General features: G+C 49.3%; 15 protein-coding genes and 1 pseudogene. 4 read left to right on the top strand and 12 right to left on the bottom strand.

The window, feature by feature from the left end:
• Positions 1 to 9: 9 nt before the first annotated feature.
• The 3 genes from ACT3RT_RS17910 to ACT3RT_RS17900 form a co-directional block, all read right to left on the bottom strand.
• The gene (locus ACT3RT_RS17910) at positions 10 to 1,080 is read right to left on the bottom strand and encodes an SIS domain-containing protein (RefSeq protein ID WP_485903372.1); all 1,071 of its coding nucleotides are present in this window, start codon (positions 1,078 to 1,080) and stop codon (positions 10 to 12) included.
• Positions 1,081 to 1,306: 226 nt separating this feature from the next.
• Positions 1,307 to 2,359, bottom strand: coding sequence for a LacI family DNA-binding transcriptional regulator (locus ACT3RT_RS17905; RefSeq protein WP_485903371.1), 1,053 nt, complete (start codon positions 2,357 to 2,359; stop codon positions 1,307 to 1,309).
• A gap of 52 nt (positions 2,360 to 2,411) precedes the next feature.
• Positions 2,412 to 3,386, bottom strand: a complete 975-nt coding sequence (locus ACT3RT_RS17900) for a DMT family transporter (protein ID WP_496203468.1) — start codon at positions 3,384 to 3,386, stop codon at positions 2,412 to 2,414.
• Between the two features lie 89 nt (positions 3,387 to 3,475).
• Here ACT3RT_RS17900 and ACT3RT_RS17895 point away from each other — a divergent pair, with 89 nt between their 5' ends.
• The gene (locus tag ACT3RT_RS17895; RefSeq protein WP_496203467.1) at positions 3,476 to 4,330 is read left to right on the top strand and encodes a LysR family transcriptional regulator; all 855 of its coding nucleotides are present in this window, start codon (positions 3,476 to 3,478) and stop codon (positions 4,328 to 4,330) included.
• A 158-nt stretch (positions 4,331 to 4,488) separates the two neighbouring features.
• Here ACT3RT_RS17895 and ACT3RT_RS17890 read toward each other — a convergent pair whose 3' ends face one another.
• The gene (locus ACT3RT_RS17890; protein ID WP_496203466.1) at positions 4,489 to 5,400 is read right to left on the bottom strand and encodes a LysR family transcriptional regulator; all 912 of its coding nucleotides are present in this window, start codon (positions 5,398 to 5,400) and stop codon (positions 4,489 to 4,491) included.
• A 161-nt stretch (positions 5,401 to 5,561) separates the two neighbouring features.
• Here ACT3RT_RS17890 and ACT3RT_RS17885 point away from each other — a divergent pair, with 161 nt between their 5' ends.
• Entirely contained in the window at positions 5,562 to 6,575 is a 1,014-nt protein-coding gene (locus tag ACT3RT_RS17885; protein WP_496203465.1) for a zinc-dependent alcohol dehydrogenase family protein, read from the top strand.
• A gap of 215 nt (positions 6,576 to 6,790) precedes the next feature.
• Positions 6,791 to 7,684 (top strand): LysR family transcriptional regulator, encoded by an 894-nt coding sequence (locus tag ACT3RT_RS17880; protein ID WP_496203464.1) that lies wholly within the window; start codon positions 6,791 to 6,793, stop codon positions 7,682 to 7,684.
• A 58-nt stretch (positions 7,685 to 7,742) separates the two neighbouring features.
• On the opposite strand, the gene ACT3RT_RS17875 is transcribed toward ACT3RT_RS17880, so the two are convergent.
• Positions 7,743 to 8,594 carry an aldo/keto reductase gene (locus ACT3RT_RS17875; RefSeq protein ID WP_496203463.1) on the bottom strand — a complete coding sequence of 284 codons (852 nt, stop codon included), beginning with the start codon at positions 8,592 to 8,594 and terminating at the stop codon, positions 7,743 to 7,745.
• A gap of 132 nt (positions 8,595 to 8,726) precedes the next feature.
• A pseudogene (locus ACT3RT_RS17870) lies at positions 8,727 to 9,185 on the bottom strand (alpha/beta hydrolase); the annotation flags it as partial.
• Positions 9,186 to 9,293: 108 nt separating this feature from the next.
• Here ACT3RT_RS17870 and ACT3RT_RS17865 point away from each other — a divergent pair.
• The gene (locus ACT3RT_RS17865; protein WP_485903364.1) at positions 9,294 to 9,668 is read left to right on the top strand and encodes a YebG family protein; all 375 of its coding nucleotides are present in this window, start codon (positions 9,294 to 9,296) and stop codon (positions 9,666 to 9,668) included.
• 72 nt (positions 9,669 to 9,740) lie between these two features.
• Here ACT3RT_RS17865 and phoC read toward each other — a convergent pair whose 3' ends face one another.
• From phoC to ACT3RT_RS17835, 6 genes are all read right to left on the bottom strand, one after another.
• Positions 9,741 to 10,478 carry an acid phosphatase PhoC gene (gene phoC, locus ACT3RT_RS17860; protein ID WP_185690422.1) on the bottom strand — a complete coding sequence of 246 codons (738 nt, stop codon included), beginning with the start codon at positions 10,476 to 10,478 and terminating at the stop codon, positions 9,741 to 9,743.
• Between the two features lie 221 nt (positions 10,479 to 10,699).
• Positions 10,700 to 11,365, bottom strand: coding sequence for an amino acid ABC transporter permease (locus tag ACT3RT_RS17855; RefSeq protein WP_353504197.1), 666 nt, complete (start codon positions 11,363 to 11,365; stop codon positions 10,700 to 10,702).
• Entirely contained in the window at positions 11,358 to 12,092 is a 735-nt protein-coding gene (locus ACT3RT_RS17850) for an amino acid ABC transporter ATP-binding protein (protein WP_485903363.1), read from the bottom strand. The genes ACT3RT_RS17855 and ACT3RT_RS17850 overlap by 8 nt, the downstream gene beginning before the upstream one ends.
• A gap of 16 nt (positions 12,093 to 12,108) precedes the next feature.
• Complete coding sequence (locus ACT3RT_RS17845) at positions 12,109 to 12,756, bottom strand: amino acid ABC transporter permease (RefSeq protein ID WP_485903362.1); 648 nt, start codon at positions 12,754 to 12,756, stop codon at positions 12,109 to 12,111.
• A 3-nt stretch (positions 12,757 to 12,759) separates the two neighbouring features.
• The gene (locus ACT3RT_RS17840; RefSeq protein ID WP_353504195.1) at positions 12,760 to 13,524 is read right to left on the bottom strand and encodes a transporter substrate-binding domain-containing protein; all 765 of its coding nucleotides are present in this window, start codon (positions 13,522 to 13,524) and stop codon (positions 12,760 to 12,762) included.
• A gap of 494 nt (positions 13,525 to 14,018) precedes the next feature.
• Positions 14,019 to 14,915 (bottom strand): AraC family transcriptional regulator, encoded by an 897-nt coding sequence (locus ACT3RT_RS17835; protein ID WP_485903361.1) that lies wholly within the window; start codon positions 14,913 to 14,915, stop codon positions 14,019 to 14,021.
• Positions 14,916 to 14,975: the final 60 nt, after the last annotated feature.

Raw genomic sequence — 14,975 nt, 5'->3', positions numbered from 1 at the left:
CATTAAACCTTAGTTATAATCACCGGGTTTGGTTTTGCTTTTCACCGACACACCAAAATCGGTAAAAATACGCTGGCCTAGGTTATTGCCTTTATCTTCAGCGATATGATGAGCCAATATCTGGAACGGGATCACCGCAATCAGTGGCGCAATATATTCACTGACCTTGGCATCAATCGATAGGGTTTGCGGCTCGTCGCTTTTACCGATTTTCAGGCTGTAAATAAAAGGCGTGCATTTCTTCTCATATTCTCTGAGCAGCAATAAACGCTCTTTGGCGACGCTTTCCACCTCGATAAAGAAGATGCGATGCTGCGGATTCACCTCGAAGTAGGGGCCGTGCATAAAGGTTTCCATCTCAATTCCTTGAGAGGGGACGCGCACGGTTTCGGCAAATTTAGTCGCCATCTCCTGACAGACGCCCACCGCCGGGCCATAGCCAATGCTGGTGAAGCGCGGCGAGGCGACCAGCTCATCCTTCCAGGTTTGGTAGAAGGTTTCGGTGTCATCAATGATGGTGGGAATGGCGTCAATGGCGGCTTTAAACATCGCCAGCTCGGCTTGTTCTTGCTGTTCGCTAATGGCGCCGTCGGCTCTGGCACTCCGTAAACCTAATAACATCAGGGTGAGGATCGTCGCGGTATAACCTTTGGTGACGTAGCCTACACGTTCTTCGCCGTTTTGAATATCAATAGCGATATCAACGCTTTTCGCCAGTTCGCTGTCCATCTTGCTGGTCACGCCGTAGGTCTGCGCGTCACTGTACTGCTTAATATGGCGCATGGCGTTGAGAGTGGAGGTGCTTTCACCACTTTGTGAAACCCCCATTACTAAATCAATCGCCGGGTTTGGCTTCTCAAAGAACTGATAATTGAACGGTTCTTCGATAGTAATTCTGGCGCGGGTTAATTTCTCAATATAATACTTCGCGCTTTTCGCCGCATTAATACTGGAGCCGGTGGCAAGTATTAACCACTCTTTCTTATCTTGAATAACAGGGATTGTCTTAGGATATCCATTAAGGATATTTAACAATACTTCATGCTGCTGATGAATATAGGTCATCATGGTCGGCTTCACGGTCTTCTCCCTTATTTACGATGTCTTTTAGGTTTTTAAATGAAAAACCTGAAAACGTTTTCAGTAAAATAGGAGCCGGCAATAGGAAGATCAATACGACAAGATTGAAACTGTGAGCGAAGTGGCAAAAGGCTGGGTTAAAACGCCTTTTGCCAAGGGGGAGTGCGCTTTTGGATTTAACGGGGAGTGACGGATGGCTTGAGCAAACACTCAAGCCGGGACAAGCTTAGCAAGACTCGCCTTCAATCAGCACAGAGACAATTTCCGGATGCTCACTCGCCTGCTCACGCGGCTCGATGATTTCCAGAATAGTGGTGGTAACCGCCTGACCGATCTGTGCATTTTGATGGTCAACCGTGGTAATGCGTGGAACGTAATATTCGCTGCCAGGGAAGTACTCGCAGCTGGCGACCGCAATATCTTGCGGCACGCTGATATGGTTATCTTTTAACGCTCGGATAGCCCCGATGGCGACCTGATCGTTAATCGCCAAAATGGCTTCAGGAAGCCCGCCTTTTTGACGCTGCTGTATCAGGCGTTCTGCGGCCTGATAGCCGTGTTGCAGGTAAAAGTTGGTCTCAACGATCAGGCTGTCATCGACCGTTAATCCGGCTTTCGCCAGCTGATCTTTGAAGGCTTTTATCCGCTGTTTAGTGATGTAGACCTTCTCCGAACCGCCGATAAAGGCGATTTTCTGATAGCCCTTATCAATCAAATGTTGAGTGACCAACTCAACGCTGTGGGTCTGGTCACGGACTATACAGGGGTAATCAAGCTGCGGAATGTGACGACCCACTACCACGGTAGGGATGGTTTCGGTGAGTTTTTTCAGTGCCTCAAGATAGCTCTCCGGCACCACAAGGTAGTCAATTTCGCCACCGAGAATAATCACGCCGTCGAGCTGGCTGCTGATCACCGAGGTAAAAATGTTCTCGTCGATATGCTGCGCAGAGCCCGTCGGGCCTTTATTGGCGGACTGTGTGTCGAACAGCATAACCTTATAGCCAGCGTGTAAGCAGACTTTTTCAATCTGTTCGACCAGCATCACGAAGTAGGGATTAGTGATATCAGAAACCACCACCGCCAGCATGTGGGTCTTCTTCGAAATCATGCCGCGCGCCACTAAGTTCGGGCTGAAATTATGCTCCTTGATCACCTTATCAACTTTGGCTTTGGTTTTATCCGCCACCCATTGGTTGTTATTGAGTACGCGGGAAACCGTGGTGATCGACACCCCGGCCATCTCAGCAATATCTTTTATGGTGATGCTTTTCTTCATTATGCGTCTCTTTCCTTCAAATCCTGTCGTCGCATTCCTTGGCTGGCAGGGACTAAAACGGCCTATAACGTCGCATAAAGCGGGAGATTTTTGAAGGTTTACCTGAATCTCCCTTGATAACCATCCCAATTCCGAGCAGAGAAACTGCCATTCCGGCCAGCATGGTCCATGAAAGTGGCTCGCCAAACATCGCCCATGCCCAGAGCAGGGTGACCGGCGGGCTGAGGAACAGGACACTGGTGACGCGCACCGCCGAAGTGCGTTGCAGGCAGAACCAGTACAGCCCGTAGCCGCCGAAAGTTGAAAACAGCCCGGTCCACAGCACGCTTAATACGAATCCGCGTGAAATCTCCGGCAGCAGTGGTCCCTGAGTCCCGGCCACGACAGCAAATGCCACTGAAGACGCAGCGCTTTGCAGCCACAGCGTGGTGGTGAGATTCAGCGGAGTCGAGGGCTGAAATTTCTTTTGTAGCAGGGTAGCACCGGCCAGTGACAGCATCCCAAGCAGCGGCAGGGCATAGGCCCACAGCGGAACCGCCTTCAACGACAGGCTACTCCAGCTGACCATTAGCACCCCGCCGACGCCCAATAACAAGCCGAGCCAGACCACTTTAGCTGGTTTTTGCCGCATAAAGATCAGTGCCAGCAGAGCGGTGCCGATGGGCAAAAGATCGGCCATTAATGCCGCAAGCCCGGTGGAAACGCCCAACTCAATGCCTTTCACTACTCCCGCCAGATATCCCGCCATGGCCAGGAGGCCAATGCCCGCGTTGAGTGCTATCGTGGCAAGCGATGTATGGCGTAACTGCCTAATAACAAAGGGGAACAAAATCACCGTGACCAGCACGCAGCGCCAGAAAACCACAAGAAAAGCCGAAGTGTAATCAATGGAGAACCTTGCGCCGACGAACCCTGAACTCCAGGCAACCACCAACAGTGCTTCGCAAGCCAAAAGTGAGAGGGTGCCGGTGAGGGCCTTTTTGTCAGTTTTTGCCGGGAGAATCTTTGTTGTGTGGTGATTTAGCATATTTTTTCGCCTCTCTTTTGCTTGATCTTAGAGAAACGATGTACTTCAATAAAACGAAATAAATTAATCTAGTGGTTTATAAAAACAAAATGATGTCTTCAACCTTAGATATAGAACTGCTGCGCACCTTTCACGCCGTGGCGAAGTTAGGCCAATTTCGCGCGGCGGCCGCGCAGGTGCATAAAAGCCCGGCGGCGGTGAGCGTGCATATCCAAAGATTGGAGGCGATTGCGGGCGGCAGGCTGTTTGACCGCGATAACCAGTCGGTGATCCTCACGCCCTTGGGCGAACGATTACTAGCAACCACCGGCAGCCTGCTGCGGGCTCATGACCAGATCCTCGATGAGCTTCGTACCGCGCCGCTAAAAGGCCACATCAAGCTGGGCGTGCCTGATGAATATGCGGCCTATGTGATCCGCGATATCTTGCCGACTTTTAATATGAGTTATCCCGATGTCGTGCTGGAAATCACGACCGCGCCCAGCTTCACGCTGAGGAACCTGATAGGGCAGGAGCGTTTGGATATTGCCATTTCGGTTTGTGCCGCGGGGTCACGTTCCGAGGGTTTATTGCTGATGGCTACTACGCCGGTGTGGGTGGGAGGAGTGGGGATGGCGCTCACGCCGGAAAGCCCGCTGCCGTTGGCACTGCACGCCAGCCATTGCCCCTATAGTGAAGCCATGACTAGCTCGCTTTCTGACGCAAAGTTGGGCTGGCGTGTGCTCCTCACCAGTCCCTCTTCTAGTGCAATTGAAGCCTGCGTGGAAACCGGCTTAGGTATCAGCCTGATAGATCGCGCGCGGGTAAAACCGACGATGCGTATTCTGGAAAACTTACCCAAAGTCCCGACTTACGAAGTGTACTTACTGCGTTCTCCTTCCAGCGACCTTTCCCAAGCGGTGTCGGCACTTGAGAAGGTCATTGCTGAGCAGTTTCGGCTGTGATGAAGCTTTTTAGTAAGGCTTTCAAATGTTTTTATTCCTGATAAGCAGTGATGGTTTTTCACTGAACATGCCGAATGCACAGTTGAAGTTTATTGAGCTTATCGTATGTTGTAACTAAAATAGGTTGTAATACACCACCTATTTCCCTAGGAAGGGCATCACCCTTGAGATTGAAACTTGGTAGCAAAAACCTTAGAGAACCAGTCTATAAACACCCTGACCTTAGGGGAGAGGTAGCGACGATCGTGGAACAAAATGGATACTGGCTTAGTGACTGTTGCATAATCGGTTAATACTTCTCGCAGCTCGCCGGATTGAATATGCGGGTCCAGCGCGGTCTGCGGCGCATGAAGCATGCCAAGCCCGGCTAACCCACAGGACAGCAGCACATCTGAATTATTCACCAGCATACTGCTGCCTGGCCGACGAGAGATCACTTTACCATCCATGACAAACTTCCATTCCATCACTTCACGACTGTGCTCGCTAAAAAAATGAATGGCGTTGTGATGCACCAGATCATCAGGAGTAAGCGGAGTGCCATATTTTTCAAGGTATGCCGGTGCTGCGCAGGTGGCCATACGCACGGTACCTACCCGGCGCGAGATAAAACTGGAATCAACAAGCTCCCCCAGACGAATAACGCAGTCAACGCCTTCTGAAACCATATCCGTAAGTCGGTCGGACGCGGTGAGTACGATGTCGATTTGCGGATAGAGAGTCTGAAACTCATTTAAAGAGGGGATCAGTATGGTGTGCGTCAGTGCCAACGGCGCATCAATACGCAGACGGCCGCGTGGCGGCTGGGTGGGTGAAACTGAAGCCATCATTTCGTTTACATCACCCAAAAGTGCTTTGGCTCGCTGGTAAATTTCATCCCCTTCAACCGTCACGCTTAGGCTGCGTGTCGTACGATGAAGCAGTTTTACACCCAAATCATCTTCCAACTGCTGTATTGACTTACTCACCGCAGGGCGATGCAGTTGCAAAGCGTCAGCCGCTTTAGTGAAACTGCGCAGCTCGACCACTTTAACAAAAATAGTCATTAATTCCAGCATGTTAGAACGCATGTCTTTATCCTTGATAGGGACGTAAAGCTTATAATTCGCATTATACCCTACATGGATTGTTTCCCCTGCAATAACACTGAAGTCCTTTTCTGTGACTTTTTCCGGCTTATCTCACTCTCTATCATTGGCGAATCTTAGGCATAGAAAGTGGACGCAATAAAATGAAAGCATGGTTACTGAAAGATTTTGGTCTGGAAAATTTACAACTTGAAGAAGTTGAGACGCCGACACCTGGCCCCGGTGAGTTGTTGGTAAAAGTCGGCGCAGTCTCTCTGAATTTCAGGGATAAAGCGATTATTGAAGGGTTTTATGAACCTCATTTGGTTCCAAAATCACTTATTCCGGTCTCTGATGCAGCGGGCACAATTGTTGCCGTTGGTGAAGGTGTTACCCGTTTTAGCTTGGGTGAGCGTGTTAACTCACATCTCTATTCGCGCTGGTTAGAGGGTGAGCCCGCTGCCGATGAGCCAGCCTGGTGCATGGGCATGCCTCTACCGGGTGGATTGGCGGAATATATGATCATCCATGAAGACAGCGCCGTCAGCGCGCCTGACAGCATGACTGATGAGGAAGCTTCAACCTTGCCTATTGCGGCACTTACAGCATGGTACTCACTGATGGATATCGGCAATCTTCAGCCCGGGCAAACAGTTCTGGTGCAGGGAACGGGCGGCGTATCCGTTTTTGCTGCCCAGATTGCCCATGCTTACGGGGCCCGCGTTATTTCTACATCCAGTAACGATGCCAACCTTGAGCGCATTAAGTCCTTGGGTGCCGATGAGGGGATCAACTATAAAACCTGTCCTCACTGGCATAAAAAAGTCCTTGAGTTGACCGAGGGTAAAGGCGCAGACATTACGGTGGAAGTCGCCGGCGGGGAAGGGATTAACCAGTCAGTTGCCGCGACCAAAGTCGCCGGAACCATTACTCAGGTAGGTTTCTTGACTGGCCAGACATCACAACTTGATCTAATGCCACTGATTTTCCGTCAGACTACGATTCGTGGCATCGCCGTGGCACCGCGTTCATCATTCGATCGCATGAATCCTTTCCTTAATAAACATGATATCAAACCGGTTATTGAGCAGGTTTATAGTTTCAGTGAAGCAGTAGAGGCCTTCAAACACCTTTCTCGCGGCGCGTTTGGTAAAATCGTCATTAAGATTGGCGACTGATAGCTTTTTCTGCGTGAATAAATGCAGGATGTATCGGAAGGCTCCCAATTGGGAGCCTTTTCCACAACTGAGAGTCATCAACAGTGGCCATATTAGGAGTATTACTCGTAAAGCGACAAATCGACACATTAATGTCATTAATGGGGTTAAAATGGTTTTATCTATGAACAGCCTTCATAAATGCTCATTTGTGAACTTCGTTAAGGAAATCGCTAATGCTCAAAGAAAACTTCAATGAACTCCAAATTTTTTTTGTGGTAGCTAGGGAGCGCAGTTTTACCAAAGCGGCGGGCAAACTCGGGGTTTCTCAGTCAGCACTTAGCCATGCAATAAAAGCATTGGAGGAAAGGCTAAATATCCGCCTTCTGACGCGGACTACCCGAAGCGTTGCTCCCACTGAAGCGGGGGAGAGAATCATTGCTTGTCTTGAACCCCGTATTGCCGATCTTGAACAGGAGCTGGCATCACTGGTTCAACTGAATGGGACGGCCTCCGGTAACATTCGCTTATCTGCGGGGGAACATGCCGCGCGAAGTTTGGTATGGCCGAAGCTAAAACCTTTTCTCAGAGAATACCCGGAAATAAATGTCGAACTGGTGGTAGATAACGGTTTTGTCGATATTGTTGAAGGGCGATTTGACGCCGGAATTCGTCTGGGGGAAAGCGTGGATAAGGACATGATTGCCGTGAGGATTGGGCCGGACATGAGTATGGCGGTGGTCGGCTCGCCTGCTTATTTCGCCACTCACCCTGTGCCTCAAACACCCCACGAGCTGCAACATCATCGGTGCATCAATATGCGCCTGCCGACTGCCGGTGGGCTTTACCATTGGGAGTTTGAGAAGGATGGGAAACCGTTACGGGTCAGAGTGGAAGGGCAGGTAACCTTTAATCTGCTGGCGGAAAGGATTGATGCAGTATTGTCGGCTTTTGGTCTCGCCAGTGTCCCTGAGAATATGGTTCAGGATTATATAAAGTCCGGAGAGCTTATTCAGGTTCTGCGGGACTGGTCGCCTACTTTCCCGGGATATTATCTTTACTACCCCAGCCGTAAGCAGCACCCACCTGCTTTTTCACTGATGATCGATGCACTTCGCTACTCGGAATAACGGGTTCGCAGATCGGTACGAGCCCGCCAGAGTATCAACGGCCTAGGCGGCTTTTGACTTAAACATCAAGTTTGCGGCCAGTCAGCCATTCCACCATCGCCGGGTCACGGTGAGAGAAGAAGGCGCTGGTTGCAGTGTCGAGGGCGGCAATTTGCAGCATATCTTCAAAACTGAGTTCAAAATCGAGAATGTTAATATTCTCCTCCATGCGTTCTTTGCGCACCGATTTCGCCAGTGAAATGATGCCTCGTTGGAAGATCCACCGCAAAACAACCTGACCCACGCTTTTGCCGTACTTCTGGCCAATTGCTGTTAGCACGGGGTGCTGGAACAGAGCATTTCTACCTTCAGCAAAGGGGGCCCAGGCTTCTGGCTGAATGCCACGGCTTTGCATCCACGGAGCGGCATGCAGCTGCTGGTTGAAGGGGTTAACTTCAATCTGGTTTACCGCAGGGGCCACTTTGTTGAATGCGATAAGATCGGCCAGTCGGTCAGGCTGGAAGTTGCTGACGCCAATGGCGCGAATTTTGCCCGCCTGTTGCAGTTCTTCCATGGCCCGCCAGGCCCCATGGACATTGCCGTAAGGCTGGTGAATCAGATAAAGGTCAACATAATCCAGTTGCAGCCGATTCAGTGAGCGCTCGAACTGTGATTTAGCGCCTTCATAATGAGTATCCTGTAGCCACAGTTTAGTCGTAACAAACAGTTCGTTACGGGCGATGCCGGTCTGTTTCAGTGCATTCCCGACCTGGGTTTCATTCTGGTAAGACGCGGCGGTATCAATCAGGCGGTATCCCGTATCGATGGCATCAATAACGGCACGCTCGCATTCTGCGGCATCCGTCATCTGGAAGACACCAAAGCCCAACAGGGGCATTTCAATACCGTTATTCAGTTTTACCGTTTGCATGACGTTATCCTTCAGCTGTTGTGTTGGAAAAGCATAACGCAAAGTGATTTATTCGATTAGAGCGTGCAATGTGCTAGGGCTAATTAGCAGGATTCATGAATATTTACTGAATCCTGCTTTTAGATTACTACCCTACTGCAATTTTTTTTCTTTCAGGTACTGGCTCACCAAATCAGCAATCTGCACATTATTGAGGTCAGAGAACGGGAAGTGAGTATTTCCTTTGATTCCTACCTCTGGCAGATGCGTCAAAGTGAAATACCCACCATGCTTATTCACCACGTCACGCCACTCATGAGCCATTTCCAGGCGCGCTCGCCAGCTGTCCTGCGCGGGCATGGCTACAGGCTTATCCGGTATGTTATCGCCGTAAATAATCAGAATCGGGATTTTGGTCAGTGCCATAAACTGCTCCATCGGCACAGACTCACCCTTCAGCGTGTCGAACGCACTTGGCATAGGGGCAGGGAGTTATTTTTCTGGGAAGACGAAGCTACTGCCAGGCTCAAAGGCGACAATGGCTTTGACCTTGTTGTTTTTCATCGCCGTATACCAGCCTGACCCGCCACCCTGAGAGTGGGTGAAGACAATATCTGTAAGAAATTCCCGCCAGTTCCGTACTATAAAAAACAGACTGGATGATGTATCCTGCGTTGATTATTGATATACTGTATATAATTACAGTATAAGGAGCAAATCATGGCTGTTGAAACAAAGTTTGTTGTCGTCAGAAAAGGTGAAGAAAAAATGACATTTGCCAATAAGAAAGAAGCGGACGCTTATGACAAAATGCTCGATATGGCTGATGCTTTTACTGACTGGCTGTTGCAGAGCGAACTGGAAATTGATGAATCGCTGGCAGAAAACATCGCCCTGCGTCTGGCTGAGCAAAAAGATACCGTTCAGCACATCCTGCGTACTAGCAAGCTGCCGGAAGAAGAAGCCATGAAAGCCCCTGTCGCGCAGACGGAAGATCCGGCGGTGACAGAAACTGAAGAATCACTGGAAGAGACGACTGAAGAAACCGCAGCAGCGTCAACGCCTAAAAAGGCCGGTGCTGTTAAAGCCGCCTGATTCGCTTTCTGCCCCTGTAAAAAAACCGGCTTATCAGGCCGGTTTTTTTGTCCCGCAAGAAGCAAAGGACGCTTATTTATGCTGTTTCGCGAACTCTTCTTTGGCTTTCTTCAGTTGTTGCTGGAAAGCGTCGTTTGTGTGCAGCGTTGCCACAACTGCAGAACCGACGATTCGCGCCGCATCCACATCACTCTGCCAGTGGTATCCGCAAATCACGCGGCTCTGGCCTAAATCATAACCACGCTGCAGGATTTGATCCTGACGTTGCGGGTTGATTTCAGTCAGCACTAGCGCCGTTGCCCAGCCAATAGAAGTATGGCCGGAAGGATAAGAACCGTTTTTCGAAAGCTTATCCTGCTCGGTGGTATTACAGGTCGGGACGCCATAGAAGGCAAACGGGCGGATACGCATGTACTTCTCTTTCGCGCCACGCGTGGCCAGATCTCCGGCATCTTCAATCATATTGGTCAGCAGCTTGTGCAGCTCCGGCGTGTCTTTGGCAGTGATCGGTGAGCCAAATGCACCGGAGAAAGCATTCGCCACGCCCCCTCCGCTCAGGTTTGCATCTTCAGCGGCCTGTTTGCCGCGCTCGGTTGAACGCAGCAGACGGCCCTGCTCATACATCGCCTGGTCATTGAGGAAGGCAATGCTGCCCACTGCCGGTGGTGGTGGCAGCAGGTTCAAGCTATTGATGGCCTGGTCATTCTTTAAATAGTAGAGATCCGGTTTGGTGGTGGCATCGTTGCCAGTCAAGGCAAACGCATTAAACGAAACAAGTCCTGCGAGGCAAAAAGTGGTCAGTCTTTTCATGTTAGCATCCTTACAATCAGCTATTTTATTTTCATCACGAAATCATTTTCGTAACATTTCCTAATACTGGGTAGTAAAACAAAATAGGTGATAGAAAGTTGGTATGAGATCTCAAAACAAGAAATTCATAGCGGGCATGAATGTTTTACGGCTAAAAAATGGGCTTTTTGCTGGAAAACGCGACGAAATTTGGTAAAACATTTTCTCGGCTAACCCGACCGCTAAACCGGCTGCACCCGTCGTTCAATATTTTTGGCGAAAAAGTAGATAACGGACGCCATGAGGATGTAGAACACGGCCGTCAACGAATAGGTTTTGAAGAATTCGAAATTGCCTGCCGCCAACTCCTGCATGCGCGCAAACAGCTCGGGATACTGCACCAAAAACGCCAAAGAACTGTCTTTGAGGTTATGGATCACCTGATTGGTCAATGCCGGGACGGAGGTGCGCAACACCTGAGGCAGAATGATATAGCTGTAGATCTGCAAGCGGCTAAAACCCTGTGCCGACGCGGCTTCCAGCTGGGTTTTGTCTAGCCCGTTGTAGGCCGTCAACATATATGCCGCGTTGTAGGCCGCAATGTTTAGCGTGAAGCCCAGCACCGTCACTTCAAAGGGAGACAGCCTGAATCCGTGGGTCGGCAGCCCATAATAGAGAATGTAAATAATGCAGATCAGCGGCGTGCCGATGAAAAAGGATTTATAGGCTTCAACACAGCGAGCGAGACGGCTATTTTTGCTCAGGCTAAGATAGAAGACCACCACGCCCAGCAGGAAACCGGTGACGGAAATCACCACTGTCAGCTTAACCGTCGCCAAAATGCCTAAATAGATCAGTGGCCACTGGTCGAGAAAATCGTGGTAGAAACTGAGCATGCTGTCACTCATAGCGCATTTTCCGAAAGAATCGCTGCACTTCAGGAAGGGGGGAGGAATGGGCAAGTTGGCTCACCGAGCCTTGCGCCATAATTTTCCCGCCGTACATAAAAGCGACGTTATCACTGATTTCATTAGCAAAAGCGATGTCATGGGTTACGCAAACGGTGGTGACTTTGCGGCTCTCGAGCTTCTTAATTAATTGCGCCACTTCCTGACTCATCAAAGGGTCGAGGGCCGAGGTAGGCTCATCCAAAATCACAATTTCAGGCTTCATCACCAGCGTTCGCGCCAGCGCCACGCGCTGCTTTTGCCCGCCAGACAGCTGTGCCGGAAACTTCTTCTCGTGTGCCGACATCTCAAAATAGGCCAGCTCCTCCCGCGCCAGAGCACGCGCCTGCTCTTTGTTTTTCCCCTGAATTTTGCGCAAAGCCAGCGTCACGTTGTCTAAAACGCTAAGATGGCGATAGAGCGCAAAGCTCTGAAAAACAAAGCCTATCTTGCTGCGCAATAAACGCACATCCACCTCTTTACCCAACAACTCTTCGCCATGAAAGGTGATTTGGCCCGATGTTGGTCGCTCCAGCAAATTAAGGCAGCGAATGAGCGTGGTTTTGCCACAGCCGGAAGGCCCCATAATGACCTGAGTCGCACCGGCGGCGATAGCAAGGTTGACGCCATCTAACACCCGGTTGCCGTCGAACTGCTTCACCAAATCGGACACTTGTAAAATCGACACGTATTCCTCCCGGCTGTTATTCAACCGCGTATTTATTTTTTGTTTTTTTCAAAATGAAAACGAAGAATAGGTAAATAATGAAATATAAAACCCCACAAATAAGGTAAATATTCATTCCTAACATGGTGGAGGCGGTCAATGCTTTGGCCTGCCCCAGAATTTCCGTTATTCCTACAGTGTAGGCGAAAGGGGTATTTTTCAGGATAGAGGTCAGTTCATTCATCACGCCGGGAATTGAAAAACGCAGCATCTGGGGGAATTCGATATACAGAGTGATTTGTAAATCGCTAAAGCCCATAGCCTTGGCTGCCGTTATTTCATTTTCCTCGACCGATTCCAGCGCGCCGCGAAAGACCTCAGAGATATAAGCACCGCCAATAATACCTAAACTCAGATTCATGGCCACCAACGGCGGACTGCTTAATCCAAAGCTCGGCAAGCCGAAATAAATTAAGAATAACAGGACTAACACCGGCACGGCGCGAATAAGGAAAACAAGACAATCAAGAATATAACTCACTCGACGGCCAGTGAGTCGCCGCAGCGCGGCGACTACCAGTCCCGAAATAAAGGCCGTTATAAAGCAGGTGAGTGTGATATAAAAGGTATAAACCACGCCGTGCAATAACAGACCAGTAATATCGAAAAGTTCTTTAGCGAACATGGATTATGACTTCAACCATTTATCCATGATGGCAGCCAGCTTCTTCGGACCCAATTGCTTGAGGTATGCGTTGAAGTCGTCACGAATTGGCGAGCCTTGTTGGAATGCAAAGCCCAAATGGTCGACGCCTTTGAACGAGTAGCTAATAGCCAGAGGCATTTTCTGGTGGAAACGGTAGTTGTCATAAACTGGTTCTTCGATGAATGCCAAGTCCAGATTACCGTTTTTCAGGTCGGTAACTGCTTCGTTATATGAAGGATATAACTTCACATCAGCAACGTTGTAATAACCCTTCGGCTCAAGGTCGCTTTTGATTAAATCAGTGTAAGCCATACCGCGCGGGTAGCCGATGCTGTATTTTTTCAGCTGTGACAGGTCAGTGATCGTCAGCTTTTTAGAAGCCAGGCTGACTAAGTTAAAGGAGTTCTCATAATAAGAGTCAGAGAAATCCATCACCTTTTTACGTTTATCCGTAATAGAAATCCCAGAGAAGGCGACGTCAGCCTGTTTGCTAGCAACAGCGCCTAACATGCCATCCCAGTCATACTCTTTAGTTTCAATTTTGCAGCCGCGCGCTTTGCAATAATCTGTGAAAATTTCCAGATCAACGCCCTGCAATTTACCATTCTGATCTTTAAACAGCATCGGTGGCGAGTTTGGTGAAATGGCAACGGTAAGCGTTTTACCTTTAACCAAATCAGCTGCGAAGGTACCTGTTGTTGTAAAAGCTAACAAAGAAGCAAGAACGATCTTTTTAAGATGTTTCATATTAATCCTATAGAAGATTATTTAATTGGATTATAGCTGACATTTAAATAACTAATCCTAGCGAAGAGGATACTGCTCGCTTTATAAAAAACCGTCAATACGGCCAAATCCATTTTTAGCAAAAAGTGCTGAACTTAAAATTCAGCAATTTGCCATTACTTAGAATTTTATATTACCAGTGAAGGTTCAGTAGCATAGGAAATAATGCAGAGTGATTTGCTATGAGAGTTATAACGTAAGATAGGAGGCATTGTTAATCTGAATGTAATATTTTATTAATTTTATATCATTACAGTAGGTTATTAATAACTCCTAAAAGCCGATGGAACTAAAGCCTTAATTTTTCCACGCAGATAACTTGCACCTAAATAAATACAAGTTAAGGAGTTAACCAAAAACTTTAGCCAAAATCTCATTTGGTATTACAAAGGTTATACATTAGTTTAATGATGCGGAGCAATACTAAAAAGCAGTAGCGTTAAAAGTTAAATAACTTACCGATGCTGTCTCGGTGAACAGCCAATAACGCGTTTAAAAGCTTTACCAAATGCACTTTCGGACTCATAGCCGAGGGACGTGGCGATGCGCGGGATTGAATCTGCTGAGTTTTTTAATCGATCGCAGGCCAGCAGCATCCGCCAGTGGGTCAGGTACTCAATCGGCGCGCTGCCGACGATGTCTTTAAAATGCTTAGCGAAAGCTGAGCGAGACATGCTGACTTGTGCTGCAAGACTCTCTAAAGTCCAGCGATGCTCCGGGTTGTTATGCATACAGGCCAGCGCGGTGCTTAACTGTTTGTCCGCCAAAGCAAAAAGCCAGCCAACGCCGCTATTTTTTCCGTCGTGCAGATGAAGCCGAAGAGCCTGGATCAGCATCATATACGCCAGCTGCTGGGTGATCAGGCTGCCGCCCGGCTGAGGTTCGCGCACCTCCAGCGCCATTCGCTCCAGCGACCAACGCATGGCCGCTTTATCGGCTTCCTGCTGAATATGCACCACGGGCGGCAAGGAGCCGAGCAGCAAATCAGCATGAAGCCCGGTCAACACAAAGTGGCCGCCGACTAGAAAACACGCCTCCTTCCCACCCCCCAGCACGTTTTGGCCTAAAAGCCGCGCCTCGCGCAGAATAGCGAAGTCTACCGGCGCGGCTTGCAGATCCGTTGCGATAACAAAAGGCGCTCCCGGCGGCAGGAGGTAACAGTCTCCCGCATTCAGCTCTATCGGCCCCTCCACGCCTTCGACGGATAACCAACATTGCCCAGACACCACGGCGTAACACTTAATACCAGCATGTTCGGGCCATTGAATTGCCATCTCGCGACCTATCGCCACGCCCCCCGAGGCATAGCTCTGGGGCTTGAGCAAGGAGAGCAGTTCTGACAAAGGATCCACATTAAGCTCCACGGCATTGGACGATGGGACGATAAATAGCGACTTTCCAGCATAGATCGT

It is taken from the genome of Ewingella sp. AOP9-I1-14 (genome assembly GCF_052375995.1).
GTDB classification, from domain to species: Bacteria; Pseudomonadota; Gammaproteobacteria; order Enterobacterales; family Enterobacteriaceae; genus Ewingella; species Ewingella allii.
The sequence above is the reverse complement of the archived record's forward strand: the minus strand, read 5'-3'. Positions and strand labels throughout refer to the sequence as shown.